Genomic DNA, 26462 nt, shown 5'->3' with positions numbered 1-26462 from the left:
TTTGTGCTTGAACGGTGGCACTCAGGGTTTCCGTGAATATTGCTCCCGTATTGCACTGTGCTTTAATCTTTTCGTACTAGTCTATATAAACATTTCAGCCCACCGCTGGCATACGGGCTGCCCTTTGTATAGACGGCGTGGCCCCGAGGCGCCCGTTCCCCTCGGTATGGGCCCCGGTGGACGCGCAGGCAACGTCCAGATCGAAAATACACTAGTTCAATTTGTCTCACCGTAGGGTATTCCGGAGAAAAGGTAATGAGAGGTTTGAAGCGCATCGTTCCCCTTGCTGTTCTCGCAGGCGTCCTGCCCTTCCTGCAGCCCGCCCACGCCGCAGAGAAGACACTGAAAGTCGTTCCCCAAGCCAACCTCATTGTCCTGGACCCCGTATGGACGACCGCTTTCGTGACCCGCAACCATGGGTTCATGGTGTTCGACACGCTGTTCGGCACGGACGCCGAAGGCAACATCCGCCCGCAAATGGTCGAATCGTGGACCGAGTCGGATGACCACCTGCGGTGGACTTTCACCTTGCGCGAGGGTCTCAAGTTTCATGATGGCGCCCCGGTCACCAGCGAGGACGTGGTCGCGTCACTGAAGCGCTGGGGTGCCCGGGATACGGTGGGCCGTCTGCTGCTGGCCAGCATCGACCGCTTCGACACCCCGGATGCGCGCACGTTTGTCCTGCAGCTCAAGAAGCCATTCGGCATCATGCTGGACGCCCTGGGCAAGCCGACCAACCTGGTGCCGTTCATCATGCCCGCGCGCATCGCCGCGACCTCGCCCAATGAGCAGATCAAGGAAGTCGTCGGTTCGGGCCCGTATCGCTTCGTTGCCGACTCCTACCGCCCCGGCGAAAAGGTGGTCTATGAGAAGAATACGGACTACGTACCCCGCAGCGAGCCCCCCAGCGGCACGGCGGGCGCCAAGAATGTGTATGTGGATCGTGTCGAATGGGTCATCCTGCGCGATCCGCAAACGCAGTTCAATGCCCTGCTGGGCGGCGAAGTCGATATCATCGAACAGCCCACCTTCGAGCAGTATTCGGCGCTGCGCAAGGCAAAGGACATCAAGCTCGAGAACATGGTGCCCGACGGCCGGCAGTTCTATGCGCGGCTGAACCATCTGCATCCTCCGTTCGACAAACCCGAGATCCGCCAGGCGGCCATGGTTGCGCTGGGCCAGGAAGAACACTTGAAGACCCAGGTTGGCGACGCCGACATGTACCGGTTCTGCAAGAGCCTGTTCCCTTGCGGCACCCCCTACAGCAGCGATGCCACCTCTTACTACACGGGCAAGGCCGATCCCAAGCGGGCCAGGCAGATGCTGGCCGATGCCGGGTACAACAATGAACCGGTGGTGCTGCTGCGCTCGACCGACCTGGCGATGGTGGCGAAGCTGCCGCTGGTCACCAAGCAACAGCTCGAGGCCGCGGGCTTCAAGGTCGATATGCAGCAGTCCGACTGGGCTACCGTGGTGACCCGCCGGGCCAAGAAAGACAAGCCTGAACAGGGCGGCTGGAGCATCTTCGAAACCGCCGGCGACAGCGACCCCAACCCGCTGGCGCGCCCTGCCCTGAATGCCGCAGGCCAGAATGGCTGGTTCGGCTGGCAGGACGATCCGGAACTGGAAGCGCTGAAGGTGCGGTTCGTCGAAGCCTCGAGCCTGGAAGAACGCAAGAAGATCGCCGAGCAGATCCAGATCCGGGCGATCGACACGGTGAGCTACATCCCGCTGGGGCAGTTCGTCAATCCGGCTGCAGTACGCACCAACATATCGGGCATATTGCCCGCTGGCGCCCAGGTCTACTGGAATATCCGCAAGGACTAGCACCCGCCTCAATACGCGTACGGCCGCGCGAAGCGGCCGTACGCGGCAATCCGCTTTGATCCGCCAGAGACCTCCCCATGTTGAAGTATCTTGTCCAACGACTCGTCGCGACGGTGCCCGTCCTGCTGATGGTCGCCGTGCTGGTGTTCCTGATCCTGCAGCTGAGCCCCGGCGATCCGGCCGCCATCATCGCCGGCGACAACGCCACCGATAAAGACCTCGCGCAAATCCGCCAGTCACTGGGCCTGGACAGGTCGCTGGTGGCGCAATTCGGCATCTGGGCAGGCAACGTCTTGCAGGGCGATCTGGGCTATTCGTTCTTCCAGCGCAAATCCGTTACCGAACTCATTTTCCAGCGCATCGAACCCACGCTGAGCCTGGCGCTGGGCACCCTGGCCTTGGCCCTGATCGTGGCGCTGCCCCTGGGCACCATTGCGGCCTGGCGCATGGGGGGCTGGCTCGACCGGGCGCTGACGTGTTTTTCGGTGGCCGGTTTTGCAATTCCGGTGTTTGTGGTCGGCTACATACTCATCTACTTCTTTTCGGTGCGGTTCGAACTGCTGCCCATCCAGGGCTACCACCGTCTCAATGGCTGGGCCGATCTCTGGCCGTGGGCGTCGCGGCTGATACTGCCCTGGCTCGCGCTCGGCATGGTGTATGTCGCGCTGATCGCCCGCATCACGCGCGCCAGCGTATCGGAAGCGCTCACCGAAGATTATGTCCGTACGGCGCGCGCCAAAGGACTGGGCGAGTCTGTCGTGCTCATACGCCACGCGCTCGCCAACGCCGCCGTGCCCATCGTCACGATAGTGGGCATCGGCGTCGCGTCCCTCATCAGCGGAGTCGTGGTCACCGAGACCGTGTTCGCGATTCCCGGCCTGGGCTCGCTGACCGTCGACGCCGTGCTCAACCGCGACTTTCCGGTTATCCAGGGGCTTGTACTGTTTTTCGGGGTCAGCTATGTGGCGATCAACCTGATCGTGGACCTCAGCTATCTGTTCTTCGATCCTAGGATTCGTTACTGATGTCGACCTTTCGCCGCCTGTGGCGCAACCTGACCTTCCGCTTCGGCATGATTTTCCTGGTCATGCTGACCTGCGTGGCCCTGGCCGCGCCCTTCCTGGGCACAGTGGACCCCGCCGTGCTCGACTATTCGCTGATCAACCGCCCGGCCGGGGAAAGAGTGGACTTCGCCCTGCCCGGCGGCGTCACCGTCCCGCACACGCTCTGGATGGGCAGCGATGCCTACGGGCGAGACATCTACAGCCGCGTGATCTACGGAGCGCGCATCTCGCTGCTGGTGGCGTTCTTCGTGGCCAGCGTGGCCGTGATCGTCGGCGTGATACTGGGTGTGCTAGCCGGTTTTTTCCGGGGCCTGGACTCGCTCATCATGCGCACCATGGACGCCCTGATGGCATTCCCGTCCATCTTGCTGGCCATTGCGCTGGTCGCCGCGCTGGGCGCGACCCTCTGGACCGTCATCGTGGCCGTTGCGGTCCCGGAGATTCCGCGCGTGGTGCGCCTGGTCCGGTCGATGGTCCTCTCATTGCGCGAAGAACCTTTCGTCGAAGCCGCCATCGCTCTTGCCACCCCCACCAGCACCATCCTGCGCAAGCACGTCATGCCCAATGCCATGGCGCCGCTCATCGTCCAGGGAACCTTTATTGCGGCTTCCGCGGTGCTGACCGAGGCCGCGCTCAGCTTCCTGGGCCTGGGGCTGCCGGCCGACATTCCCACCTGGGGGAACATCATGGCCGAGGGCCGCGTGCAGTTCTCGCAGTACCCGGGCAATGTGCTCTTCCCCGCGCTGTTCCTCGTACCCACCATTCTCGCCATCAATTTGCTGGGTGACGGCATGCGCGATGTGCTCGATCCGAAGTTTTCCAAGAGAACCGCATGACCCACGCCGATGCTCCTACGTTGAAGATAACGGGGCTGACGGTCGCGTTGCCCAAAGGCGGCGACCGCCCCTACGCCATCGACAACCTGAGTCTCACCATCGAAAAAGGACAGACGCTTTGCGTCGTGGGTGAATCGGGCTCGGGCAAGTCAGTGACCGCGACCGCTGTCATGGGTCTGTTGCCCAAGGAACTCACTGTCGCCGCCGGATCGATCGAGCTGCATGGGGAATCGGTGCTCCTGGCGAGCAAGCGCCGCCTGCGGGCCCTGCAAGGTCAGGTCATGAGCATGGTTTTCCAGGAGCCCATGACGGCCCTGAATCCGGTCATGACCTGCGGCAGCCAGCTCGACGAGCTGCTGCGCAAGCACACGGCCTGGTCCAAAATCCAACGGCGCGAGAGCATTCTGCAGATCATGCACCGCGTGCGGCTTCCGGACCCCGACCGCATCATGCGCAGCTACCCGCATCAACTGTCGGGCGGGCAAAGGCAGCGCATCGTCATTGCCATGGCGATGATCCTGAAGCCCAGTCTCTTGATATGCGACGAGCCCACGACCGCCCTGGACGTCACCACGCAGAAAGAGATTCTGGAGCTTATCGCCGAACTCAAGCGCGAGCACGGCGTTGCGATTCTGTTCATCACGCACGACATGGGCGTGGTGGCAGAGATCGCCGACACCATCCTGGTCATGCATCACGGCAAGCAGGTCGAATACGGCACGCGGGACCAAGTGCTGCAGTCTCCCCAGGCGTCGTATACGCGCATGCTGCTCGCCGCCGTGCCGTCGATGACGCCTCCAGCCCAGCGGCCGCGTCCCCAGGGCATGCCCTTGCTGGAAGGCATCCAGGTCTGCAAACACTATGAAAGCCGCAGCTGGCTCGGCGGCGGAAAAAAAGTCATCGCGCTGCAGAATGCCAGCGTTGCCGTTGGCCGCGGCGAAACCGTGGGCATCGTGGGGGAATCGGGGTCGGGCAAGTCCACCTTCGCGCGTTGCCTGGTGCGCCTGATCGACCCTACCGCCGGAGAGATATTCTGGGGCGACATGCAGGACCGCGTAGAGGTGTCGTCGAGCCGGCAGCGCCAGCTGCGTGCCGTGCGTAACCGCGTCCAGATCATTTTCCAGGATCCCAACCGCTCCTTGAATCCCCGCCAGAAGGTGGGCGCCTCCATTATCGAGGGTGCCGTGAATTTCGGAGCCAGCGGTGCCGAGGCCGAGCGGCTGATGCGCGACATGATCCAGAAAGTTCGCCTGCCCATTGAGGCGCTGGATCGCTATCCCAGCCAGTTTTCCGGCGGCCAGCGCCAGCGTATCGCCATCGCCCGGGCGCTGGCGTGCAAGCCCAAGGTCCTGGTGGCCGACGAAGCCGTCAGCGCGCTGGATGTCAGCGTGCAGGCGCAGATCATGGCGCTGCTGCGCGAGATCCAGGAAGAACTGGGGCTGGGCATGCTCTTCATTACCCACGACCTGCGTGTCGCGGCGCAGTTGTGCGACCGCGTGGTCGTGATGCACAAAGGCGAGATCGTGGAAGAGGGTCTTACCGCGCAGGTTTATGCGCAGCCTCGAAACGACTACACGAAGAAGCTGCTTGCGGCGGCTCCCGGCGGCATCCCCCCGGCGGCGCCGTCGCCTTCCCCTACACACACGCTTGCGGAATCCCTATGCGCGTCCTGATACTGGGTTATCAACACGAGACCAACACGTTCGCCGCCAGCAAGGCCGACTGGGCGGCCTTCAATCGAGGCGACAGCTTCCCGGCATTCATCGCCGGCCAACCCATGCTCGACAGCATGGACGGGGTGAACCTGCCGGCCGGCGGTTTCATCCAGGCCGCGCGTGCGCGCGGCTGGCAATTGGTGCCCGGAAGCTGGTGCGGCGCCACGCCCTCGGCGCATGTCACCCAGGACGCGTTCGAGCGCATCAGCGCCGCGTTCCTGTCTGCGGCATCCGACCGGCAGGCCTTCGATGCCGTGTACGTGGACTTCCACGGCGCGGGCGTCGCCGAGCATGTAGACGATACCGAGGGAGAGCTGCTCGTGCGGCTGCGCCGTCTGCTGGGCTACGACGTGCCCATCGTCACGAGCCTCGACCTGCATGCGAATGTGACGTTCCAGATGCTGACCCATGCCGACGCCATGGTCGGCTTCCGCACGTATCCGCACGTCGACATGGCCGATACGGGCGCCCTCGCGGCGGAACTGCTGGCCCGCCGCGTCGCCGCCGGGCGCCGTGAAACCCTGGCCTACCGCCGCCTTCCCTTCCTGATCCCCACGAATTCGCAAAGCACGTGGATGTCGCCGGCCAGGGAACACTACGAACGCCTGAGGGAGCTCGACGCCCGCAACGGCACGATCTCCAGCTTCTGCATGGGGTTCCCCGCCGCGGACTTTCCAGAGTGCGCCCCGATGGTATGGACCTACGGCGACAATGCCGCGGCGACGCTCGAGCAGCTGTACCGGGCGGTGTCCGAACCCTCGCAATGGCGGTTGAAGTCAGTCTACCTGCCCGACCCTTCGGTCAACCGCGCCATTGAACTCGCACGCGCTTCGCAGAAACCCATCGTGATTGCCGACACGCAGGACAACCCCAGCGGCGGCGCGGACGGCAACACCTGCGGCATGTTGCATGCGCTGTTGCGCAATCACGCCGGCCGGGAGTTCCCGGGGCAAGTGGCGGTAGGCCTCATCTACGACCCGGATACGGCCCGCCAGGCCGCCGAGGCCGGCGTCGGCGCCACGATAGAGGCCCGGATAGGCACGGCGGCGCCTACATTCACCGGCGAGCTCAGCGAACCGCCGGTCCAGGCGCGGTGCCGGGTGGTGTCGCTCAGCGATGGCGCCGTGGCGCTCGAAGGTCCCATGATGACCGGCCTGGTCACCCAACTGGGCCAATGCGCCTGCCTGGAGGTCGATGGCGTCTATGTCATCGTTGCCAGCGGCAAGATGCAGCTGCTCGACCGGGTGCAGCTGCGCATGATGGGATTGGTGCCCGAATCGCTGAAAATCATCGTGATCAAGAGCGCCAACCATTTCCGCGCCGATTTCAGCAGCCTGGTGGCCAACCTCGAGACCGACATCCTCATCGCGAAATGCCCCGGGCCCAAGGCCGTGGATCCCGCCGACTACCGGTGGACTCGCCTTCCCGAATCGATTCGTCGTCAACCCTGACACTGCTGGCCTGGGGCCAGCCCCGGGCCAAGAAATGGACATTGCTATGCAAGCTTCAAAACATGTTTCCGGAGACCGGCTCAACCAGCGCATGGACGCGATGGCGATGATCGGCGCCATCCCGGGCGGCGGGGTCAATCGCCAGGCGCTCTCGGAAGAAGACGCCCGGGCCCAGCTCCTTCTCGTGAAATGGGCCAGCGCGCTGGGGATGGAGGCCACGCGCGACGACGTGGGCAATCTGTTCCTGCGACTCAATGGCGCGGACAACACGCTGCTGCCTGCCGTCACGGGGTCACATATGGACACTCAGCCCACGGGCGGCCGATACGACGGCATCTACGGCGTGATGGCCGGACTGGAAGCCATTGAAGCCATCGTGGCCGCGGGCATAACCCCGCAGCGCCCCATAGAGCTGGTGGCCTGGGCGAACGAGGAGGGCTCGCGCTTCGCCCCCAGCCTGATGGGCTCAGGTGCGCACGTCGGCGCGCGCGCCGTGGACGAGGTGCTCAACCTGCGCGATGCGGACGGCGTTTCCGTGCAGCAGGCGCTTGAACAGATCGAGCCGCTGCTCGCGCATATACCCAAGCGCCCGTTCGGCGCGCCTGCCCACTGCTACGTCGAGGCGCACATCGAGCAGGGTCCGGTGCTCGAGCGGGAGAACCTCACCATAGGCGTGGTCACCGGCGTGCAGGGCAAGCACACCTACCGGATCACGGTGCAGGGCGAAGCCGCCCATGCGGGCACCGCTGCGCACCGGGAACGCAAAGACGCGCTGTTGTCGGCCACGGCCATGGTGCAGAGCATGTCGCAAGCGTTTCACGACGATGACGACATCACGCGCTTCACCGTGGGGCGTTTCAACGTCGCGCCCAATGCGCCTTCGGTGGTGGCCCGCGAAGTCGTCTTCAGCATTGACCTGCGCCATCCCGACCTCGACCAGCTGAATCGCCTGAGCGCTCTCGTGCCCTCGATCTGCGCGGCCCATGCGGCGCCCTGCACGGTGCAGGTACAGCGCTTGTATACGGCCGATCCGATCGTATTCCCGGAGCCGCTCCAGGACCTCATCGACCAGGCCGCCGAAGCCCTGGGCCTGCCCGCCAAACGCATGTTGTCCGCGGCGGGACACGACGCCTGCCTGATGCACCGGATCTGCCCCACGGGCATGATCTTCGTGCCGAGTATTGGCGGAGTCACCCATAACGAAGCGGAGTTCAGCCGCCCGGAAGACCTGACCGCGGGGACGCGGGTGCTGGCGGACGTGCTTGCGCGCCTGACGAGCCGGGACTGAGCGATGCACCGCGCTCGGGGGCGCGCGTCTGCCCCCGGGGGCGCTACAGGTACCTTGCCCGATACTCCACCGGGGACATGCCGCAGTACTTGCTGAAGATGTCCCGGAACGCCTTGCTGTCGCTGTAGCCCACCTCGTACATCACTTCCGCCACGCTCTTGCGCGAGCTTTCCAGTTGCTTCTTGGCCACTTCCACGCGGATGCGCTGCAGGTATTCGACGATGCTGGTGCCCGTCGCCTGGCGAAAGCGCCGCTCCAGCGTGCGCCGGCCCATTGCGTGACGGCGGGCCAGCGTTTCCACCGTGAGGCGTTCGACAAAGCGCGACTCGATATGCTGCTGCACGGCCCGTACGGTTGCATCGGCATGCGACTTCTGGCCCGCGAAAACGGCAAACGGCAACTGGCTTTGGCGGCTCCAGTCCAGCTGGAAAAACTTCGCGCACCAGATGGCCGTGTCGCGGTCGGTATATTTTTCGATCAGGTGCAGCACCAGATGCGCGGCTGAGAACGCGCCACCGCTGGTATACAGGCCGTTCTCGGCGATGACCACGCGGTCGCACACCCAGCGCACCTTGGGAAACCAGGATGCGTAAGATGACTGCGCCGCCCAGTGCACCACGGCCTGCCGGCCGTCGAGCAGTCCCGCGGCGGCCGCCAGGGCCGCGCCCAGGCAAAGGCAGGCCAGTTCGCCGCCATTCTTGTAGTGCCGGGCGAGCCAGTCGATCATCAATGCATTGTCCGCCACTGTAGATGGCCCGGGCGCGACCAGCGGCGGCACGATGCAGATATCCGCCGGCCGGTCCTCGTCCAGCACCGCGTCGGCCTGTACACGAATGCGGCCGTCCGCCAGTTGCACTTCGCGCGTGGCGCCCAGCAAATGGGCGGCAAAGCGCGGCGCACGCCCCTGCGACTGCAGATACTGGTTGGCCACCATGAAACCCTGGCGGGCGTTTTCGAGCGATGCGATATTGGCGCCGGTGGGCAGCAGGAATGCGATGGTTTTCATACGCGGAGCATACTGCGGGCCGCTGTCGCAATCCACCCGCAAGATTGTCGCAATTCCCTATCGGCGGCGGGCGAAATTCGCTTTACATTGGCGGTCCGGCCACGCGCCCCACCCCGCCAAGGAGCACTCGCCATGAGCGAACAATACGTTGACGGTTTTCTTCTCGCCGTTCCGCAAGACAAGCTGGAAACCTACCGCAACATGGCCACGACGGCCGGGAACGTCTGGAAAGAGCATGGCGCGCTCGACTACCGGGAATGCGTCGCCGACGATCTGAATGCTGATCCCCAATTCGCCTCGTTCACCCAGGCCGCCCAGGCCGCCGAAGGCGAAGTCGTGATATTTGCCTGGATTGTGTATCCGTCCCGGGCCGACCGCGACCGCATCAACGCCGCAGTCATGGCCGACCCCCGGTTGCAGTCGCAAAGCTGCGAAGGCGTATTCGACACCAAGCGGATGGCGTGGGGCGGCTTCCGCACCCTAGTTCAACTCTGATCGCAGTGAATTTCGCATTCCCTGGCGCGGGGCTGTCGATCCCGCCCCGCGCCGGACGTCGTAGGGATAGCAGGCCCCATCCTGGCGCCGCACACCGGAGCTCACCATGACCCAAGTAAAACCCATACCCGAGTCCATGCACACCCTGACGCCGCATCTCATGTGCGAGGGCGCCGCGCAGGCCATCGATTTCTACGTCCGGGCATTCAACGCCGTCGAACTCGCGCGCCTGGACGCCCCAGACGGCAGGATCATGCACGCGCTTCTGCGTATCGGCGACTCGGCGCTCATGCTGGCCGACGCGTTTCCCGAGTGCGGCGGCGCCGGTCCCCGGGCCCTGAAGGGCTCGCCGGTCTATCTGCATCTGTATGTCGAAGACGTCGATGCCACGATGGAACAGGCGCGCGCGGCTGGAGCCACCATCACGATGCCGCCGGCCGACATGTTCTGGGGTGACCGTTACGGACAGCTCACCGATCCCCTCGGGCACAAGTGGTCGGTCGCCACGCATCAGCAAGACCTGAGCACCGAGCAGATCCGCGCCAACATGCAGGCTGCGTTCGCGCAGGACGGCAGCCACGCCTGCCAGCCCGACTGAGCCGCGGCAGACCCGGCGCACCGGCGTGTCCCGTTCAGGCGCGCCGTCGGCGCCGGAGTTTTGCAATGCATCAAGCGCCCGCCGGGCGCTGCTTGAATTTGCGTGCCAGCGCGCCTAAGGTGAGCTGTCGCACTCAGCCCGGCCCCACGCCTCATGAACTCCACCGACCGACCGCAGACCCTCGGCGAAGAAATCGCCAACAGCGTCAGCCATGGCGTGGGCGCCTTGGCCGCCCTGCTGGCCGCCCCGCTGCTCATCGTCGGCACCGTCCGCCATGGTGACCCCGCGCTGATCGCCGGCACCGCCGTCTTCGCGGCCAGCATGTGCCTACTGTATCTGGCTTCTGCCCTGTATCACGCCCTTCCCAGGGGCCGGGCCAAGCAGATCTTCAACGTGCTCGACCATTCCGCCATCTACCTGCTGATCGCGGGCACGTACACGCCCTTCACCCTCGGCCCCTTGCGCGGCCCCTGGGGATGGACGCTGCTATGCCTGGTCTGGGCAATGGCCGGCGTGGGGGTCGCTCTGAAAGCCAGTCGCCGCCTGAACCGGCCGGCCCTGTCCACCGGGCTGTACCTGGCGATGGGCTGGCTGGTGGCCATTGCCGTCGAGCCGGCACTCGAACGCGTGCCGGCCAGCGGGTTATGGCTGCTGCTGGCCGGCGGCCTGGCCTACACCGGCGGCGTGCTGTTCTTTGTGTACGACTCGCGCTGGCGCTATGCGCATTTCGTCTGGCATCTGTTCGTGCTGGCGGGAACGGCCTGCCACTTTTTCGCGGCACTCTGGTACGCAGTGCCGATCGCCGCCTAGGGTCGCCCGGCGGTACCGCCTGTGCCAGCCGTGCCCTCACCGATCAGGCGCGAACTGATAGTGCCGCACCTGCCCCGCGCCCGCCACGATGGCGGTGCCCTCGGGTACTTCTTCCCAGGCGCCGGGCAGCTCGATCAGCGGCTCCGACAGCAACAGGTACGCGTCATCATTCAGTGCGGCGATGCGTGGTTCGTCCGGATACAGATGCTTCAGGTGGCGCACGTCAGTACTGTGGAACAATGAGCGCGAATTGCGCTCGCTCGAATAACGCACGGCAATCAGGTGCTGTCCGTCGAGCACGCATACTGTCATGTTCAGCGGATGTTCAACGCCATGCCGATGCCCCGCATCTTCAATGACGCCGGCCATGCGTTGCAAGGCAGCGACCGGCTCGGTTTCCAGCCCCAGGCTCAGGGCCAGCAGGAACATCACTTCCGAGTCCGTGGACCCTTCCAGCGACGCGAAATACTGCGGCGCGATCTGGAGCATCAGATCGCGCCGCAATTGCGGGTAGTTGCGTATGAGCCCGTTGTGCACGAACAGCCATCGGCCGTGGCGAAAAGGGTGGCAATTGGTTTCCTGCGCGGGGGTGTCGGTGGCCGCGCGTATATGGGCCACGAACAGCGGCGCATGAATGGCGCGAGCCGCTTCGCGCAGATTGCGATCGTTCCAGGCCGGATGGATGCTGCGGTAGCGAAACGGCAGCTCTGCAGGGTCGTGGCTGTACCAGCCCACGCCGAAACCGTCGCCGTTGGTGGTCGTGGCGCCCAGCCGCGAATGCAGGCTCTGGTCAATTAGCGAATGCCGTGCCTTGAATATCACGGTTTCGAGTTGCATGGGGCTTCCGGTATACGCTAACCATCGGCACATGGGCATGCTCCAGTCAGGGATTGCAGAGGTTATATAACCAATCTGGCTGGCAGTTGCGCAGCGATACAACCGATTGACATATCAACCCGCTTTGCCGATGATGGCAGGCAGGTATCAGCATAACTGCAGGCGCCAGCCGGCGCACCAAGATGACAACCTGCGCGTGCCATGGCACAGCGCAGCAACCGGAGAGCCAAGATGGAGACACCCCTGCACAACCCCGCACGTCGTCGGCTGCTGGCCGGCAGCGCCGGCGCGCTGGCCGCCGCCGGCCTGGGCGCGTCCGGCATGGCGCGCGCCAGCGCCGCGGGCGCGGCCACGAGTTCGGCCCCCGCGGCGGCAGCCACCGGCAAGCCCCTGCCGGCCTACGCTGCATGGAAAGACGCCGAAAGCGTCATCGTGCACAGCGCCAACACCATTGAAACGCGCCGCGGCGCTTTTGGCGACGGGCTCATCACGCCTGCGCGCGAGCTGTATGTGCGCAATAACCTGCCGCCACCGGACGCGTCCGTCCTCGACGACCGCGATGCCTGGACCATCGAGATCCAGGGCGTGAAACAGGGCCGCACACTCACGGTCGGCGAACTCAAGACGCTGGGCGTGGAGACCATGGCCACCGTGCTGCAATGCTCGGGCAATGGCCGCGGGTTCTTCCCGCACAAGCCCAGCGGCACCCAATGGGAAGTCGGCGCGGCCGGCTGCGTGCTCTGGACGGGCCTGCCCGTGCGCGTACTGGTCGATCACCTGGGCGGCATCGAAGGCGATCCCAAGTACATGACGGGCACCGGCGGTGAGAAACTGCCCGACGGCCTCGACCCCAACACGGTGCTCGTCGAGCGCTCAGTACCGCGCGAGGCAATGCAAGACGCCATGCTGGCCTGGGAGATGAACAACGAGCCCCTGTCGCTGGCGCACGGCGGGCCGCTGCGACTGATCGTGCCAGGCTATACCGGCGTGAACAACGTCAAGTACGTCAACCGCCTTGCCTTCACCGCCGAGCAGAGCCCCGCGAAGATCCAGCAGAGCAGCTACCGCATCGCGCCGCTCGACGCGAAGCCGGGGCCCGAGCATCCTTCGGCCTGGGCCATGGAACCGAAGTCATGGGTGACGGCGCCCGGCGCCGACGGCGCAGCCGTCAAGGCGGGCAGGCAGTTGGTGCGGGGGGTGGCGTTCGGAGGCATGCATGCCGTGAAGCGGGTCGACGTGTCTATCGACGGAGGCAAGACCTGGAAGCAGGCCAGCCTGGTCGGACCCGACCTCGGCAGGTACGCCTGGCGCCAGTTCGCCCTGGCGGTGGACCTGCCGGCGGGTGAGCACATTCTGGCCAGCCGCGTGGAAGACACCGAGGGCAACGTCCAGGTCGAGGAACGCCTGGAGAACGTGCGCGGCTATCTGAATTCCAGCTGGCGCGACCACGCGCTGAAGGTCATGGTGTCGTAAGCATGACGCGCAGGAAGTCTTTGCGGCCGCGGTGCGGCCGCCTCGCGCCATGGCGCATGCTTGCCATCGCGGCGGCAACCAGCGGGTACGTGGTCGTGGCCGGCGCGGCCGAACCGGCAAATGCAGAGGCCGGCCGCGTGCTGTTCACCAAGACCTCGGCGCCGGCCTGTGCCGTCTGTCATACGCTGGCCGATGCCGGTGCGGCCGGAACCATCGGCCCCGACCTGGACGAACTCAAGCCGGACGCGGCGCGCGTCGCCCAGGCGGTGCGCCAGGGCATCGGAGTCATGCCCGCGTTCGATGCGCTCAGCGATGCCGACGTGCAGCTGCTGGCCGAGTATGTGGCTTCCGCCACCGGCGCCCAGCCATAGGGCGGCCGGGCGGCGAGTCCTTGCCTCAGTCTGGCGGCAACAACTGCGGATTCCAGGCCACTTCCCACAAGTGGCCGTCGGGGTCCTGGAAGTAGCCCGCATAACCGCCCCAGAAGGTGGCGGCCGCCGGCTTGGTGATGGTGCCGCCCGCCTCCTGTGCCTGTTGCAAGACGCGGTCCACCTCGCCCTGGTCGGCCACGTTATGCGCCAGCGAAAACTCGGCCGGGCTGCGCGGCCCCGCGGAAACCCAGCTGTCGCGGGCCAGGCTGGCGCGCGGCCAGACTGCCAGCTTCAGTCCCGGCTGCAAGTCGAAGAAGGCGACGGCGCCGTGCTCGAACTCGGCGCCCACGATGCCCGGCGTGACCAGGCCCAGCCCGTCGCGGTAGAAACGCACGGCGCGGTCCAGATCGTCAACGCCCAGGGTGATCAGGGTGATACGTGGCTTCATAGTGGCTCCGGAAGGCGGCGTGTCGGTAGTAACATCAAACCCACAGTCAATTTCAACGGAGTCCGCATTGAAATACCGCAAACTCGGCCGTACCGACACGGAAGTCAGCCTGATTGGTCTGGGCACCATGACCTGGGGCGAACAAAACACTGAAGCCGAGGCTCATCAGCAGCTCGATTATGCATTGTCGCGCGGGATCAATCTGGTAGACGCCGCGGAAATGTATCCGGTGCCGCCCAAGCCTGAAACCCAGGGCCGGACCGAGAGCTTTATCGGCACCTGGCTGGCCAGAACCGGCCGCCGCAACGACATCGTGCTGGCCAGCAAGGTTGCCGGCCCGGTGCGCGACGCCAAGCGCCCGAGCCACATCCGCGATGGCAAGACCTTCCTTGACCGCAAGAACCTGACGGCAGCTCTGGACGCCAGCCTCAAGCGCCTGCAGACGGACTACCTCGACATCTACCAGTTGCACTGGCCCGACCGCACCACGGCCACGTTCGGACGCGCCTACCCCTGGGTGGATGACGAACACAGCGTGCCCATCCAGGAAACGCTCGAAGTGCTGCAGGACTTCGTGCGCGAAGGCAAAGTGCGCCACATTGGAGTGTCCAATGAAACGCCGTGGGGTGTGGCGCAGTTTCTGAAGCATGCCGAGGTGCTCGGCCTGCCGCGCATCGACTCGATCCAGAACCCGTACAGCTTGCTGAATCGCACCTACGAAAGCGGTTTGTCGGAGTTTACCCATCGCGAGCAGGTGAGTCTGCTCGCGTACTCGCCGTTGGCCATGGGCGTACTGGCGGGCAAATACCTCGATGGAGCCCGGCCGGCCGGCGCACGCCTGACCTTGTTCACGCGATTCACTCGCTACAGCAGCGAACGGTCCGAAGCCGCCACCCGGCAGTATGTACAGTTGGCGCGGGACCACGGGATCTCACCGGTGCATCTGGCGCTGGCCTGGGTCAACCAGCAGCCGTCGGTGGCCAGCAACCTGATCGGTGCCACCAATCTGGATCAGCTCAAAGAGAACATCGACAGCGTCGATGTGACGCTATCGCCGGCCTTGCTGGAAGCGATCGACGCCATCCACAACCAGAACCCCAACCCGGCGCCCTGACGGCCGTAGACATCCCGGGGCCGTCTGCGCGCGGCGGGCGGCATCCTAGCGCAGCAGCACGTCCGCCAGTGCGCCCATATCGTCGGCAACCGCATCCCACTCTTGCTCGGGGTGCAGGTCGCTGGTCTGACCGGGCCCGTGTTCGTCGGGACGTCGTATGAAGGCGGTTTTCAGACCGCATTGCCGCGCGGCGGCCAGGTCGTTATTGTGCGCGGCCACCATGCAGATCCGCGCCGGTGCCAGCCCCAGCACCTCGGCCGTGCGCAAATAGGCCTGCGGCGTGGGCTTGTAGGCCTGCGCCACTTCGGCACCCAAGATGGCATCCCAGGGCAGGCCAGCCCGCTTGGCCATGTCCAGCATCAGGCGGATGTTGCCGTTGGACAGCGGCGCAATGATGTAGCGCGCCTTCAGGCGGGTCAGGGCGGCCACCGAGTCGGGCCAGGGGTCCAGCCGATGCCATGCCAGGTTCAGCGCATCGAGTTCAGTGGCCGGGACCGCGGCGGGATCGACGCCCACCTCCCGCAGGGCAAGCTCGAGGTTTTCCCGGTGCAGTACGTCCAGCCGCACGAACGGGCGCCGGCCGCTGCGCACGGCCTCCATGGAAGGCGAATAATGGCGGCGCCAGGCAGCCGCAAACGCCGCCGCGTCCACGGCGCCAGGCGCATGCCTGGCCAGGAAAGGTTCGGCGGCGCGCGCGACGCCGCTGCGCCAGTCGACCACCGTGCCGAACACATCGAATACCAGCGCTTCTACCTCGTGCCAAGCCATGTGCGTCTCCTAGGTCTTGAGCCGATAACCCGTCTTGAAGATCCAGCGCACCGCGACCAGGCACGCGGCGAGGAAGGCCAGCGTCATGCCCAGGCTGATGCCCAGGCTGACGTCGGAGATGCCGTAGAAGCTCCAGCGGAAACCGCTCACCAGGTAGACCACCGGATTGAACAGCGTCACGGTCTGCCACACGGGCGGCAGCATGTTGATGGAGTAGAACGTACCCCCCAGGAAGGTCAGCGGCGTGATGATCATCAGCGGAATGATCTGCAGCTTTTCAAACCCGTCGGCCCACACGCCGATGATGAATCCGAACAGACTGAACGTAATCGATGTCAGCAACAGGAAACCCATCATCCAGAACGGGTGCTCGATGTGAAAATCGACGAACAGGCGCGCAGTGGCCAGCGTGATCAGGCCCAGGATGACGGATTTGCTGGCGGCGGCTCCGACGTAGCCGATGACGATCTCGACGTAGGAAATGGGCGCGGAATGGATCTCATAGATGGTGCCCGAGAAACGCGGCATATAGATGCCAAACGAGGCATTGGCCACGCTCTGGGTGAGCAGCGACAGCATGATCATGCCCGGCACGATGAAGGCCCCATAACTGACGCCTTCGATCTGTACCATGTGAGACCCGATGGCGGACCCGAACACCACGAAATAAAGCGCCGTGGAAATCACAGGCGAGGCCACGCTTTGCATCAGCGTGCGCCAGGCGCGCGCCATTTCGAACAAGTAGATGGCGCGTATGGCATGGAAGTTCATGGCTGCGCACTCACGAGGTTGACGAAGATTTCTTCCAGCGAGCTTTCCGACGAACTCAGGTCGGTGAACTCGATACCGGCTTCGTCCAGCTGCCGCAGCAGACGCGCGATCTCGCCGCCTCCCTGCTGATTGTCATAGGTGTACACCAGGACATGGCCATCGTCGGACAGCTCCAGGGCGTAGGGCGCAAGGCCATGCGGCACCGCATCCAGCGGCGCCTTCAGGGTCAGCGCCAGCTGGCGCTTGCCCAGTTTCTTCATCAGCGCATGCTTTTCTTCCACCAGGATGATTTCGCCCTTGCTGATCACGCCGATACGATCAGCCATTTCCTGCGCTTCTTCGATGTAGTGCGTGGTGAGGATGATGGTGACGCCGTTGTCACGCAGGCGCCGCACCATGTCCCACATACCGCGCCGCAGTTCCACGTCGACACCCGCCGTGGGCTCGTCCAGGAACAGTATCTGCGGCTCGTGCGACAGGGCCTTGGCGATCATCACGCGGCGCTTCATGCCGCCCGACAGCGCCATGATCCGGGTGTCTTTCTTGTCCCACAGTGAAAGCTCGCGCAGGACCTTCTCGATATACGCGGGGTTCGCCGGCTTGCCGAACAGGCCCCGGCTGAACGTCACGGTGTTCCACACGTTCTCGAAAGAGTCGGTTGAGATTTCCTGTGGCACCAGACCGATGCGCGAACGCGCCGCCCGGAAATCGGCCACGATGTCGTGCCCGTCGGCGAGCACGGTACCCTGCCCGGGATTCACAATGCCGCAGATGATGCTGATCAGGGTGGTCTTGCCGGCCCCATTCGGGCCCAGCAGGGCGAAGATTTCGCCGCGGTAGATATCCAGATTGATGTTCTTCAGGGCCTGGTGTCCCGACGCATACGTCTTGGACAGGCCCTGCACGGAAATGACGGGCTGCACGCGAACCTCGGTGTGGCGTTGGAATTTTCATTCTACTTGCTCTGACATGCCGGGATCATTCCGCCTGCAGCACAACATTGTTCCATTGACGCGCCATCTTCAGCAGTATGTAAGTGCGCCAGACTTGGCCGGCCGGTCGCGCCGGGCCGTTGGTCAGCCGCCGCGCGGGCCGCGCCGGCGGGCGGCTACAGATCGTCGGGGTCTTCTTCGTGGCCGACGGGCGTCAACCAGGCCGTCAGCGCGCTGGCGGTCGCGGCAATCGACCACAGGACGAAGAAAGATACGGTGTAAAAAGCCATGCGGCCCACCGGCATGCGCCCCAGCACCAGGACGTCCAGCGGATCGATGAGGGCGAAGATCACCCCGCCCCCCACGCCCGCCGCCAGGAACGACGGCCAAAGTACGCACATCAGCAGGCGTCCCACCATGTTGGCCTCCATCAGGGCCGCGCCGCCGCGGGCGCGGCCACGTCGGCCACCGGCGGCTGGGTTCGTTCCACCAGCAACCCCCGCTTGACGGCACCGTCAGCAATGGCCTGACCATCGAAGCGGGTGACGGCCAGGTAAATGGTGATGACGCAGCCCAGCATGGCCAGAAATGGGCCGGCCATGAGAAACCAGGGCCAGGGTTCACGGTACCAGCGGCTGGGCGGCCGGGCTTCGGAAGGTGCGGATGGGCTCATGCAGTGCTCCGGAAAAGGATTCATTCGGGCAAGTAGAAGCTGGCGGGTTCGTCGCGGCTCACTGCGCTGCCGTTTTCGTCGCGGGCGCGCGCCTGCACCACGATGGAATGCGCGCCGGGCTCGGCCGCCCCCGCGGGCACGCGTATGACCACCGGCACCAGCTTGTTGGCATAGGGTTCGAGCGCAATGGCCTGGGCGTCCTGGCGCTCGGCGCGCAAGGCCATGCCAGGCAGCCCCGTTGCCCGCAGTTGCAGCACCAGGGATGACTCGGAAGTGTTGATGAGCTGCAGGCGATACACGTTTTCAATGATGCCCCCCGGCACTTCGCGCGCCAGCACGCCACGATCGCGGATCACATCGACCCGAAGAGGGTTGCGCAGGGCCAGCGTGGTCACGAAGGCCGCCGACAATGCCAGGATCACACCCGCGTAGGCCAGCACTCTGGGGCGCAGCAGGCGGGCCCGGGCCTTGCGCGGCGGCCAGCCCTGTTCGACCGCGCGCTGCGACGCATAGCGGATGAGCCCCTTGGGGTATTTCATCTTGCTCATGACCTGGTCGCAGGCGTCGATGCAGGCGCCGCATCCGATGCACAGGTACTGCAGGCCGTCGCGGATGTCGATGCCCGTGGGGCAGACTTGCACGCAAAGGCTGCAATCGACGCAGTCGCCCATACCGGCGGCCTTGTAGTCGATCTTTCGCGAACGGCCGCCGCGCGGCTCGCCCCGTCCGTGATCGTAGGTGACCACGAAAGTGTCCGGGTCGACCATCACGCTCTGGAAGCGCGCGTACGGACACATGTACTTGCAGACGGATTCCCGCATGAAGCCGGCATTGCCCCAGGTGGCGAAGCCGTAGAACAGCATCCAGAACCACTGCCAGGGGCCGAGCCGCAGCGCAAGCAGGTCTTGGGCAAGGTCCTGGATCGGGGCGAAGTACCCGATGAAGGTATAGCCCGTCCACCACGCCACCAGGATCCAGAGCGCATGCTTGGTCAGCTTCAGGCGCAGCTTGCGCGCTGTCCACGGAGATTCGTCGAGCCGGATGCGCGCCAGCCGGTCGCCCTCGACCTTGCGCTCGATCCACATGAATATCTCGGTGTACACCGTCTGGGGGCAGGCGTATCCGCAGAACAGGCGTCCCGCGACGGCCGTGAACAGGAACAGCGCCAGCGCGGAGATCACCAGCAGCACGGCCAGGTAAATGAAGTCTTGCGGCCAGAGCACCAGTCCGAAAAGATAGAACTTGCGTGCGCCCAGGTCGAACAACACCGCCTGCCGCCCCTGCCACTCCAGCCAAGGCAGGCCATAGAACACCAGCTGGGTCAGGAAGACGAACACCACCCTCCAGCGGGCAAACACGCCGCTGACCGACCGGGGGTAGATCTTGCCGCGCACATCGGCCAGCGCGACTTCGATCGAATCAGCGCCCGGAGAGCGCCCGGTGGCCGAGGGGTGCGGCCTCCAGGGTGGCGGTACGCCGCCCGACGGATCGCCGCCCGACGGATCGCCGCCCGACGGTACTCCGCCGGCAGGTTCAGAGGGTTCGCCGCCGTCGCGCAATGACATTAACGCTCCTGGGTGGTCAGGGTTGCGCCGGGCGTGGCAGACGTGCTGTTGGACAAGCCCCATACCCAGGCGGTCAGGATGCGGATCTGGTCAGGCGTCAGAATCGTGTCGTGCGCCGGCATGCTGTTGTCGCGGCCTTCCAGGATGGCTTGCACGATGGACGCTTCGGAACTGCCATACAGCCACACCCCGTCGGTGAGATTGGGCGCGCCGAGCAGCTGGTTGCCCTTGCCGTCCACACCATGGCAGGCGACGCAGTAGGCGGCGTAGGTCCGCTGTCCGCGCAGCACTTTCAGCGGGTCGGCAGCGAGCTTCGACAGCGACCGCACATAGTGCGCCGTGTCGCTGGCCGCGGCAGGGTCGATGGTGCCCTTCCAGGGGGGCATGATGCCGTGCCGGCCCTGGGTGATGGTCTGCTGGATGGCTTCAGGCGTGCCGCCGTACAGCCAGTCAGAGTCGGTCAGGTTGGGAAAACTGCGCGAACCGCGCGCGTCGGATCCGTGGCACTGCGCGCAAGTGTTGAGGAACAGGCGCTCGCCGATCTGGCGTGCCGCGGCGTCGCCGGCAATGTCGGGCACCGACATCGTGGCAAAACGCGCGTATACGGGCTTTACCTGCTCGGCCAGCTGCACCTGGTCGCGGCGGACCTCGTCGGCGGTGGTATAGCCCAGCGCCCCCTTGAACATGCCCAGGCCGGGCATCAGCACCAGATAGCCGACCGCGAACGCACAGAGCAGCAGGTACATCCAGGTCCACCAGCGTGGCACCGGATTGTTGAGTTCGGTGAGGTCTTCATCCCAGACATGACCGGTGTCTTCGCCGGTGGCCGCGGCCGGCTTGCCCAGCCAGCGCCGCTGCGTGTACAGCAGCCAGAGGCACCAGGCGATGCCGCCCAGTGCGATGAAGGCGATGAAGTAGCCGAAGAATGCGTGGCTGAAATCGCTCATGTCCGCGTTGCTCCTTTTGCGGGTCCGGTTTCATCGGGCAGTGCGAACGGCAGCATGGCCGATTCCTGGTTGGCGCGCTGGCGGCCGCGCGAGTACGCCCACCAGACAATGCCCAGAAAGGTGGCCATCGAGATGACCGTCATGATTCCTGTAATAGTCAGCATGGATCAGTTTCCTTGTGGCGCGGCGCCCTGCCCGGCCACCTGGCGAGCCTGCTCGGCTTCGGCCTGGCGGGCCTGCCGCAGCCCCACGCCCAGGCCCTGCAGATAGGCCACGAGCGCGTCTTCTTCGGTCTTGCCGGCGATCTCGCCCGGCGCGGCGTCGATGTCGGCATCGGTATAGGGCACGCCCAGTTTGCGCAGCGCCCGCATGCGGTCTTGTACGTTCTGCCCGTCGAGCCGGGCGTGCTCGAGCCACGGATAGGCAGGCATGTTGGATTCAGGCACCACCAGACGCGGATCGCGCAGATGTATGCGGTGCCATATGTCGGAATAGCGCCCGCCGACGCGCGCCAGATCGGGCCCGGTACGCTTGGAACCCCAAAGGAAGGGATGGTCGTACACGGACTCGGCCGCTTCGGAATAGGGCCCATAGCGCTGCACCTCTGCCTGCAGCATGCGAACCTGCTGCGAGTGACAGCCCACGCAGCCTTCGCGGATGTACACGTCTCGGCCCATCAGCCGCAGCGCGCTGTACGGCTCGATGCCGGGCGCCGCCTCGGTGGTGGAGTGCTGGAAAAACAGCGGGATGATCTGGACCAGGCCGGCGAACGACACCACCAGGATGCTGGCGATGATCATCAGGCCGATGTTCTTCTCAAGGGTCTGGTGCGAAAAAAAACCGTGTTGCTTGTTGGCCATGGAATTCTCGTCAGGCAAGGGCGGGCTGGGCGGTGGCAGGCGCGGAAACAGCGCGAGGCTGCGGCTGCTCGGCCGGGATGGCCGGGTTGACCGCGCGCTGTCCGCGCAGGGTCATCCAGACGTTCCAGGCCATGATGAACATGCCCGACAGGTACAGAGCGCCGCCCACGAACCGGATCAGGTAGTACGGCATGCGCGTCTTGAGTTCTTCGACGAAGCTGTAGACCAGCGTGCCGTCGGCGGCGGTGTCGCGCCACATCAGCCCCTGCTGCACGCCGGCAATCCACATGGACGCGATGTAGAGCACTACGCCCAGCGTGGCCACCCAGAAGTGCAGTTCCACCGCCTTCGTGCTGTGCATGTCGGTGCGGCCATACAGGCGGGGAATCAGGTAATAGAGCGAGCCGAAGGTAATCATGGCCACCCAGCCCAGCGCCCCTGAGTGCACGTGGCCGACAGTCCAGTCGGTGTAGTGCGACAGCGCGTTCACCGTGCGGATGGACATCATTGAGCCTTCGAACGTGGACATGCCGTAGAACGACAGCGCAGTGACCATGAACTTCAGGATGGGATCGGTGCGCAGTTTGTGCCAGGCGCCTTGCAGCGTCATGATGCCGTTGATCATGCCGCCCCAGGATGGCGCCAGCAGGATCAGCGAGAACGTCATGCCCAGTGATTGCGTCCAGTCGGGCAGCGAGGTGTAGAGCAGGTGGTGCGGCCCGGCCCACATGTAGGTGAAGGCCAGCGCCCAGAAGTGCACGATGGAGAGCCGGTAGGAATAGATGGGGCGGCCCGCCTGCTTGGGCACGAAGTAATACATCATGCCCAGGAAACTCGTGGTCAGGAAGAAACCGACCGCGTTGTGGCCGTACCACCACTGCACCATGGCGTCCTGTACGCCGGCGTAGGCCGAGTACGACTTCCAGAGCGACACCGGGATCTCGATGTTGTTGAAGATGTGCAGGATGGCAATCGTGAGAATGTACGAGCCGAAAAACCAGTTGGCGACGTAGATGTGCCGCGCGCGGCGCCGCACGATGGTGCCGAAGAACACCACCGCATAGGCCACCCACACCAGCGTGATGAGGATGTCGATGGGCCATTCGAGCTCCGCGTATTCTTTGCTGCTGGTGTAGCCCAGGGGCAGCGTGATGGCCGCCGCCACGATCACGGCCTGCCACCCCCAGAATGTGAAGGCGGCCAGCTTGTCGCTGAAGAGCCGCGCCTGACAGGTGCGCTGCACAACGTAGTAAGACGTGGCAAACAACCCGCTGCCCCCAAACGCGAAAATCACCGCGTTGGTATGCAACGGTCGCAGGCGCCCATAGCTGAGCCATGGAATATCGAAATTGAGCTGCGGCCAGACGAGCTGCGCGGCGATCAGCAAGCCGACCGCCATGCCGACAATGCCCCAGACGACCGTCATGACAGCAAACTGCCTGACGACCTTGTAGTTGAACGTTTCGAGTCGATCGGCAGTTTTACTGCTATCAATCATGGTCTGTCCCCCAGTTGATGCGGAGATAGAATGATCGGCTGCCTGGCGATCGACCGTCTTGATTTTGGTCAAGAGTAGGACGAATCCTACGCAGCAGCCGGGTGCAAGCGTGAACACCGGGCCCGCCCTGCCCGGCGAGAATCAGTGGACGCCGTGCCACCGGGCCCAGCGATCGTGGTGCGTAAATGCCTGAGCCGCCCTGCTCGACGGAATCGCCCAACGTGGACGCAGGCCACCCTGCTCGGCGGACGCGCAAGCATGGACCCGGACCACGTGCCCGACGGGCTCGCGGAGTGAGGATGCAGGGGCCACCCTGGCCGGAAAAATCGCAAGGCGCGTAGGCAGGCCACCCTGCCCGACGCGTTCGGGTAGCGTGGGTGCAGGCACTTCCTGCCCGCCGGGCCTGCGGCAATTCGGCCCTGAGGTGAACCCTATGCGTCAGGTTCGCGGAATATCGAGCCGCCTGCGTCGTCGGGGTCGTCGAACTGGCCACTGAACACTGCCCAGCCGAGGGCAACGCCGATGGCCAGCACGAATGCCAGCGACAGTGGCAGCAGCAGATACAGAATATTCATGACGCGGGCGTTGCCGGGCCTGCGATGGCCCCCTGGCGCGGGCGCAGGGGACGGTAGCACCGATAAAGATGCCAGGCATTGGCCGCGACGGCCAGGGATGACAGAAGCATGGTCAGCGCCGCCAGCCAGGGCGCCACCCAGCCCGCCAGCGCCAGGGGCGTCATCAGCAGGTGCCAGGCTACCGAGCCATACAGGCTGATGCGCGCCACCCGCCGCGTGGCACCCAGCAGCGTCACGAAATGCGAGGCGTCGAGCCCATGTTGCGCGGCAGCCTGGGCCGCCGCCATCGTGGTGGGCACGGCCATGGCCATGGCGCAGGGGCAACTGATGACGAGCAGCGCAACCATGACGGGTACGGCATGCGATGGGTCGAACCACCACCATGCGGCGCCCGCGGCCAGCGCCAGCGCCACCTGGGCCGCCGTGAAGCGGGCGGCGAGGCGGTCGGCCGCCGCGCCCAGCGCACTGCGCCGCCATTCAAGCCGACGGTAGCGCCAGGCGGACGCCAGACCGTCATGCGGCACGACCGATTGCCGCGCGCACAAGGCCAGATAGCGGGCAGTGAGCAGGAAGGCCACAAACATGGTGACCGAATCGAAGTAGACCGCGCCATGGCCGACGGCCGTGGCGTATATGCTGGGCACGAACGCCGCGACGATGCCCAAGGCGACGGGGACGTCCATGCCCGCCTGGCGCCGGCGAAGGCTGCGCGCCGCCCCCTGCCAGATGGGCCAGGCCGAATACAGCACCACCGGAATCGTCAGCACCAGGCTGGCCCAGTTCATGAGCCTGATGGCCCAATCGAGCGTGGCCAGGACGTCGGGGGCGATGCCGTCGTGGCGGACATAGCTTGGCCACGCGAACATCATGACCTGCATCATGGCCAGCCATGCCCACCCCAGGCGCAGCAAGGCATGGCGCCGCGCCTGCCGTTCGGATTGCGGCAAGCCGGAGGGTATGGAGAAGATCGATTTGGCAGGCATGCGGCCGATCGTAGCGGGCTGCCCCCAAATTGGAGTTGATAAGTATCAAACAAAACGCAAGACCAGACGAAATCACGGCCGGCGTCGCCCCCATGTCGGTGGCATCGTGCAGATTAAAAAAAAGGGTGCCGCACAGGCACCCAAAACCACCCTACTACAGCAAAGCATATCGGCACCCCGCAGACGATCGGGGCGCCGCTTGATCAGGCTGCTTGCGCCCGTGCCGGTTCGCTGTGATCGAACTGCGCTTCTTCCGTGGAGCCAGTCAGCGCGGTGGTGGACGACTGGCCCCCCTCGATCGTCTGCGTGACGGCGTCGAAGTAGCCGGTGCCGACCTCCCGCTGGTGTTTCACGGCCGTGAAGCCCAGTTCCGCGGCGGCGAACTCTTTCTGCTGCAATTCGACGAAGGCGCTCATCTGGCGGCGCGCATAGCCATGCGCCAGTTCGAACATGCCGTAGTTCAAGGCATGGAAGCCAGCCAGCGTGATGAACTGGAATTTGTAGCCCATGGCGCCCAGTTCACGCTGGAACTTGGCCACCGTGGCGTCGTCGAGATTCTTTTTCCAGTTGAAAGACGGCGAGCAGTTGTAGGCCAGCAGCTTGCCCGGGAATTGGCGGTGGATCGCCTCGGCGAACTTGCGCGCATAGTCCAGGTTGGGAGTGGACGTTTCGCACCAGATGAGATCCGCATAAGGGGCATAGGCCAGCCCGCGCGAAATCGCCTGGTCGATGCCGGCCCTGGTACGGAAGAATCCTTCTACTGTACGCTCGCCGGTGATGAATGGCCGATCGTTCTCGTCGACATCGCTGGTGACGAGGTCGGCCGCGTCGGCATCGGTACGCGCCAGAAGAATGGTGGGCGTTCCCATGACGTCGGCGGCCAGGCGCGCCGACACCAGCTTGGCGACCGCCTCGCGCGTAGGCACGAGCACCTTGCCACCCATGTGGCCGCATTTCTTCACCGAAGCGAGCTGGTCTTCGAAGTGCACCCCGGCCGCGCCCGCCTCGATCATGGCCTTCATCAGTTCGAACGCGTTCAACACGCCGCCGAAGCCGGCTTCGGCATCGGCCACGATGGGCGCGTAGTAGTCGATATACCCGGCATCGCCGGGATTCTTGCCTTCCATCCATTGCACCTGATCGCAGCGCGCCAGGGCGTTGTTGATACGTCGAACCACCTGGGGCACCGAGTTGGCGGGGTACAGAGACTGGTCGGGATACATCTCGCCGGCCAGGTTGGCATCGCCCGCCACCTGCCAGCCGGAAAGGTAGATGGCCTTCAGGCCGGCCTTGACCTGCTGCATGGCCTGGTTGCCGGTCAGGGCGCCCAAGGAATTGACGAAAGGCTCGCTATGGAGCAGATCCCACAGCCGCGTGGCGCCGCGGCGCGCCAAGGTGTGCTCCACGGCCACAGAGCCGCGCAGGCGCACCACGTCTTCGGCGCTGTAGCCGCGCTTGATGCCTTGCCAGCGGGCGCTTTCGGCCCAGTCCTTCTGCAGGTTGCGGATTTCGGTTTCGCGATTGCTCATGACATGCTCCAGTGGTTGACAGTAAGCC

The 26462-nt window shown here is 64.9% G+C and carries 28 protein-coding genes; 12 read left to right on the top strand and 16 right to left on the bottom strand.

Features of this window, described 5'->3' with window-relative positions:
• Nucleotides 1–255: 255 nt before the first annotated feature.
• The 6 genes from ACV17W_RS21065 (at nucleotide 256) to ACV17W_RS21040 (ending at nucleotide 8181) form a co-directional block, all read left to right on the top strand.
• On the top strand, nucleotides 256–1827 hold the full coding sequence (locus tag ACV17W_RS21065; RefSeq protein ID WP_462594320.1) for an ABC transporter substrate-binding protein: 1572 nt from the start codon (nucleotides 256–258) through the stop codon (nucleotides 1825–1827).
• Between the two features lie 77 nt (nucleotides 1828–1904).
• Complete coding sequence (locus ACV17W_RS21060; RefSeq protein ID WP_462594319.1) at nucleotides 1905–2852, top strand: ABC transporter permease; 948 nt, start codon at nucleotides 1905–1907, stop codon at nucleotides 2850–2852.
• Complete coding sequence (locus ACV17W_RS21055; protein WP_462594318.1) at nucleotides 2852–3727, top strand: ABC transporter permease; 876 nt, start codon at nucleotides 2852–2854, stop codon at nucleotides 3725–3727. The genes ACV17W_RS21060 and ACV17W_RS21055 overlap by 1 nt, the downstream gene beginning before the upstream one ends.
• Nucleotides 3724–5400, top strand: a complete 1677-nt coding sequence (locus tag ACV17W_RS21050) for a dipeptide ABC transporter ATP-binding protein (RefSeq protein WP_462594317.1) — start codon at nucleotides 3724–3726, stop codon at nucleotides 5398–5400. The genes ACV17W_RS21055 and ACV17W_RS21050 overlap by 4 nt, the downstream gene beginning before the upstream one ends.
• Entirely contained in the window at nucleotides 5388–6893 is a 1506-nt protein-coding gene (locus ACV17W_RS21045; RefSeq protein WP_462594316.1) for a M81 family metallopeptidase, read from the top strand. Before ACV17W_RS21050 ends, ACV17W_RS21045 begins: the two co-directional genes overlap by 13 nt.
• Before the next feature lie 46 nt (nucleotides 6894–6939).
• Complete coding sequence (locus ACV17W_RS21040) at nucleotides 6940–8181, top strand: M20 family metallo-hydrolase (protein WP_462594314.1); 1242 nt, start codon at nucleotides 6940–6942, stop codon at nucleotides 8179–8181.
• 43 nt (nucleotides 8182–8224) lie between these two features.
• On the opposite strand, the gene ACV17W_RS21035 is transcribed toward ACV17W_RS21040, so the two are convergent.
• The gene (locus ACV17W_RS21035; RefSeq protein WP_462594312.1) at nucleotides 8225–9187 is read right to left on the bottom strand and encodes a GlxA family transcriptional regulator; all 963 of its coding nucleotides are present in this window, start codon (nucleotides 9185–9187) and stop codon (nucleotides 8225–8227) included.
• Between the two features lie 132 nt (nucleotides 9188–9319).
• Here ACV17W_RS21035 and ACV17W_RS21030 point away from each other — a divergent pair, with 132 nt between their 5' ends.
• The 3 genes from ACV17W_RS21030 (at nucleotide 9320) to trhA (ending at nucleotide 11090) form a co-directional block, all read left to right on the top strand.
• A complete protein-coding gene (locus ACV17W_RS21030) occupies nucleotides 9320–9682 on the top strand; it encodes a DUF1428 domain-containing protein (protein WP_462594311.1) in 363 nt (120 codons plus the stop codon).
• A 106-nt stretch (nucleotides 9683–9788) separates the two neighbouring features.
• Nucleotides 9789–10280: a VOC family protein gene (locus tag ACV17W_RS21025; RefSeq protein WP_462594310.1), complete on the top strand. Its 492-nt coding sequence runs from the start codon at nucleotides 9789–9791 to the stop codon at nucleotides 10278–10280.
• Nucleotides 10281–10433: 153 nt separating this feature from the next.
• Nucleotides 10434–11090, top strand: coding sequence for a PAQR family membrane homeostasis protein TrhA (trhA, locus tag ACV17W_RS21020; protein ID WP_462594309.1), 657 nt, complete (start codon nucleotides 10434–10436; stop codon nucleotides 11088–11090).
• 36 nt (nucleotides 11091–11126) lie between these two features.
• Here the strand turns inward: trhA and ACV17W_RS21015 are convergent, their stop codons facing one another.
• Nucleotides 11127–11960, bottom strand: a complete 834-nt coding sequence (locus ACV17W_RS21015; protein ID WP_462594308.1) for a class II glutamine amidotransferase — start codon at nucleotides 11958–11960, stop codon at nucleotides 11127–11129.
• Between the two features lie 198 nt (nucleotides 11961–12158).
• Between ACV17W_RS21015 and sorT the strand changes: the two genes are divergently transcribed.
• Together sorT and sorU are read left to right on the top strand one after the other, a co-directional pair.
• Nucleotides 12159–13400 carry a SorT family sulfite dehydrogenase catalytic subunit gene (gene sorT, locus ACV17W_RS21010; RefSeq protein ID WP_462594307.1) on the top strand — a complete coding sequence of 414 codons (1242 nt, stop codon included), beginning with the start codon at nucleotides 12159–12161 and terminating at the stop codon, nucleotides 13398–13400.
• A 56-nt stretch (nucleotides 13401–13456) separates the two neighbouring features.
• Complete coding sequence (gene sorU / locus ACV17W_RS21005; protein ID WP_462594306.1) at nucleotides 13457–13771, top strand: SorU family sulfite dehydrogenase c-type cytochrome subunit; 315 nt, start codon at nucleotides 13457–13459, stop codon at nucleotides 13769–13771.
• 25 nt (nucleotides 13772–13796) lie between these two features.
• Here sorU and ACV17W_RS21000 read toward each other — a convergent pair whose 3' ends face one another.
• Entirely contained in the window at nucleotides 13797–14219 is a 423-nt protein-coding gene (locus ACV17W_RS21000) for a VOC family protein (protein ID WP_462594305.1), read from the bottom strand.
• Nucleotides 14220–14286: 67 nt separating this feature from the next.
• On the opposite strand from ACV17W_RS21000, the gene ACV17W_RS20995 reads away from it, so the two are divergent.
• On the top strand, nucleotides 14287–15333 hold the full coding sequence (locus ACV17W_RS20995; RefSeq protein WP_462594304.1) for an NADP(H)-dependent aldo-keto reductase: 1047 nt from the start codon (nucleotides 14287–14289) through the stop codon (nucleotides 15331–15333).
• Nucleotides 15334–15378: 45 nt separating this feature from the next.
• Here ACV17W_RS20995 and ACV17W_RS20990 read toward each other — a convergent pair whose 3' ends face one another.
• From ACV17W_RS20990 to aceA, 13 genes are all read right to left on the bottom strand, one after another.
• Complete coding sequence (locus tag ACV17W_RS20990) at nucleotides 15379–16101, bottom strand: haloacid dehalogenase type II (RefSeq protein WP_462594303.1); 723 nt, start codon at nucleotides 16099–16101, stop codon at nucleotides 15379–15381.
• Between the two features lie 9 nt (nucleotides 16102–16110).
• Nucleotides 16111–16872 carry an ABC transporter permease gene (locus ACV17W_RS20985; protein ID WP_462594302.1) on the bottom strand — a complete coding sequence of 254 codons (762 nt, stop codon included), beginning with the start codon at nucleotides 16870–16872 and terminating at the stop codon, nucleotides 16111–16113.
• A complete protein-coding gene (locus ACV17W_RS20980; protein ID WP_462594301.1) occupies nucleotides 16869–17795 on the bottom strand; it encodes an ABC transporter ATP-binding protein in 927 nt (308 codons plus the stop codon). Before ACV17W_RS20980 ends, ACV17W_RS20985 begins: the two co-directional genes overlap by 4 nt.
• Before the next feature lie 185 nt (nucleotides 17796–17980).
• A complete protein-coding gene (locus tag ACV17W_RS20975) occupies nucleotides 17981–18223 on the bottom strand; it encodes a hypothetical protein (protein WP_462594300.1) in 243 nt (80 codons plus the stop codon).
• Nucleotides 18224–18234: 11 nt separating this feature from the next.
• The gene (locus ACV17W_RS20970) at nucleotides 18235–18477 is read right to left on the bottom strand and encodes a FixH family protein (protein ID WP_462594299.1); all 243 of its coding nucleotides are present in this window, start codon (nucleotides 18475–18477) and stop codon (nucleotides 18235–18237) included.
• Between the two features lie 20 nt (nucleotides 18478–18497).
• Nucleotides 18498–20042, bottom strand: coding sequence for a cytochrome c oxidase accessory protein CcoG (gene ccoG, locus ACV17W_RS20965; RefSeq protein ID WP_462594298.1), 1545 nt, complete (start codon nucleotides 20040–20042; stop codon nucleotides 18498–18500).
• Nucleotides 20042–20989 (bottom strand): cytochrome-c oxidase, cbb3-type subunit III, encoded by a 948-nt coding sequence (ccoP, locus tag ACV17W_RS20960; protein WP_462594297.1) that lies wholly within the window; start codon nucleotides 20987–20989, stop codon nucleotides 20042–20044. Before ccoP ends, ccoG begins: the two co-directional genes overlap by 1 nt.
• Nucleotides 20986–21153 (bottom strand): cbb3-type cytochrome oxidase subunit 3, encoded by a 168-nt coding sequence (locus tag ACV17W_RS20955; RefSeq protein ID WP_462594296.1) that lies wholly within the window; start codon nucleotides 21151–21153, stop codon nucleotides 20986–20988. Before ACV17W_RS20955 ends, ccoP begins: the two co-directional genes overlap by 4 nt.
• 3 nt (nucleotides 21154–21156) lie before the next feature.
• Nucleotides 21157–21849 carry a cytochrome-c oxidase, cbb3-type subunit II gene (ccoO, locus tag ACV17W_RS20950; protein WP_462594295.1) on the bottom strand — a complete coding sequence of 231 codons (693 nt, stop codon included), beginning with the start codon at nucleotides 21847–21849 and terminating at the stop codon, nucleotides 21157–21159.
• Between the two features lie 10 nt (nucleotides 21850–21859).
• Entirely contained in the window at nucleotides 21860–23347 is a 1488-nt protein-coding gene (gene ccoN, locus ACV17W_RS20945) for a cytochrome-c oxidase, cbb3-type subunit I (RefSeq protein WP_462594293.1), read from the bottom strand.
• A gap of 431 nt (nucleotides 23348–23778) precedes the next feature.
• Nucleotides 23779–23922, bottom strand: coding sequence for a cbb3-type cytochrome oxidase assembly protein CcoS (gene ccoS / locus ACV17W_RS20940; protein ID WP_462594292.1), 144 nt, complete (start codon nucleotides 23920–23922; stop codon nucleotides 23779–23781).
• Nucleotides 23919–24905, bottom strand: a complete 987-nt coding sequence (locus ACV17W_RS20935; RefSeq protein ID WP_462594291.1) for a P-type ATPase actuator domain-containing protein — start codon at nucleotides 24903–24905, stop codon at nucleotides 23919–23921. Before ACV17W_RS20935 ends, ccoS begins: the two co-directional genes overlap by 4 nt.
• A 203-nt stretch (nucleotides 24906–25108) precedes the next feature.
• On the bottom strand, nucleotides 25109–26434 hold the full coding sequence (gene aceA / locus ACV17W_RS20930; RefSeq protein ID WP_462594289.1) for an isocitrate lyase: 1326 nt from the start codon (nucleotides 26432–26434) through the stop codon (nucleotides 25109–25111).
• Nucleotides 26435–26462: the final 28 nt, after the last annotated feature.

The organism is Bordetella sp. MIP270_01_BMS (assembly GCF_054958705.1).
The sequence above is the reverse complement of the archived record's forward strand: the minus strand, read 5'-3'. Positions and strand labels throughout refer to the sequence as shown.

Bases quoted from the DNA above. Each gene is read 5' to 3' on its own strand.
- ACV17W_RS21045 (WP_462594316.1), top strand. From the start codon at position 5,388: ATGCGCGTCCTGATACTGGGTTATCAACACGAGACCAACACGTTCGCC.
- ACV17W_RS21035 (WP_462594312.1), bottom strand. From the start codon at position 9,187: ATGAAAACCATCGCATTCCTGCTGCCCACCGGCGCCAATATCGCATCG.
- ACV17W_RS21040 (WP_462594314.1), top strand. From the start codon at position 6,940: ATGCAAGCTTCAAAACATGTTTCCGGAGACCGGCTCAACCAGCGCATG.
- ACV17W_RS21055 (WP_462594318.1), top strand. From the start codon at position 2,852: ATGTCGACCTTTCGCCGCCTGTGGCGCAACCTGACCTTCCGCTTCGGC.
- ACV17W_RS20985 (WP_462594302.1), bottom strand. From the start codon at position 16,872: ATGAACTTCCATGCCATACGCGCCATCTACTTGTTCGAAATGGCGCGC.
- trhA (WP_462594309.1), top strand. From the start codon at position 10,434: ATGAACTCCACCGACCGACCGCAGACCCTCGGCGAAGAAATCGCCAAC.
- ACV17W_RS21000 (WP_462594305.1), bottom strand. From the start codon at position 14,219: ATGAAGCCACGTATCACCCTGATCACCCTGGGCGTTGACGATCTGGAC.
- sorU (WP_462594306.1), top strand. From the start codon at position 13,457: ATGCTTGCCATCGCGGCGGCAACCAGCGGGTACGTGGTCGTGGCCGGC.
- ACV17W_RS20970 (WP_462594299.1), bottom strand. From the start codon at position 18,477: ATGAGCCCATCCGCACCTTCCGAAGCCCGGCCGCCCAGCCGCTGGTAC.
- ccoS (WP_462594292.1), bottom strand. From the start codon at position 23,922: ATGAATATTCTGTATCTGCTGCTGCCACTGTCGCTGGCATTCGTGCTG.
- ccoG (WP_462594298.1), bottom strand. From the start codon at position 20,042: ATGTCATTGCGCGACGGCGGCGAACCCTCTGAACCTGCCGGCGGAGTA.
- ccoP (WP_462594297.1), bottom strand. From the start codon at position 20,989: ATGAGCGATTTCAGCCACGCATTCTTCGGCTACTTCATCGCCTTCATC.
- ACV17W_RS21025 (WP_462594310.1), top strand. From the start codon at position 9,789: ATGACCCAAGTAAAACCCATACCCGAGTCCATGCACACCCTGACGCCG.
- ACV17W_RS21050 (WP_462594317.1), top strand. From the start codon at position 3,724: ATGACCCACGCCGATGCTCCTACGTTGAAGATAACGGGGCTGACGGTC.
- ACV17W_RS21065 (WP_462594320.1), top strand. From the start codon at position 256: ATGAGAGGTTTGAAGCGCATCGTTCCCCTTGCTGTTCTCGCAGGCGTC.
- ACV17W_RS21015 (WP_462594308.1), bottom strand. From the start codon at position 11,960: ATGTGCCGATGGTTAGCGTATACCGGAAGCCCCATGCAACTCGAAACC.
- ACV17W_RS20935 (WP_462594291.1), bottom strand. From the start codon at position 24,905: ATGCCTGCCAAATCGATCTTCTCCATACCCTCCGGCTTGCCGCAATCC.
- aceA (WP_462594289.1), bottom strand. From the start codon at position 26,434: ATGAGCAATCGCGAAACCGAAATCCGCAACCTGCAGAAGGACTGGGCC.
- ccoO (WP_462594295.1), bottom strand. From the start codon at position 21,849: ATGGCCAACAAGCAACACGGTTTTTTTTCGCACCAGACCCTTGAGAAG.
- sorT (WP_462594307.1), top strand. From the start codon at position 12,159: ATGGAGACACCCCTGCACAACCCCGCACGTCGTCGGCTGCTGGCCGGC.
- ACV17W_RS20955 (WP_462594296.1), bottom strand. From the start codon at position 21,153: ATGCTGACTATTACAGGAATCATGACGGTCATCTCGATGGCCACCTTT.
- ccoN (WP_462594293.1), bottom strand. From the start codon at position 23,347: ATGATTGATAGCAGTAAAACTGCCGATCGACTCGAAACGTTCAACTAC.
- ACV17W_RS20990 (WP_462594303.1), bottom strand. From the start codon at position 16,101: ATGGCTTGGCACGAGGTAGAAGCGCTGGTATTCGATGTGTTCGGCACG.
- ACV17W_RS21060 (WP_462594319.1), top strand. From the start codon at position 1,905: ATGTTGAAGTATCTTGTCCAACGACTCGTCGCGACGGTGCCCGTCCTG.
- ACV17W_RS20975 (WP_462594300.1), bottom strand. From the start codon at position 18,223: ATGGTGGGACGCCTGCTGATGTGCGTACTTTGGCCGTCGTTCCTGGCG.
- ACV17W_RS21030 (WP_462594311.1), top strand. From the start codon at position 9,320: ATGAGCGAACAATACGTTGACGGTTTTCTTCTCGCCGTTCCGCAAGAC.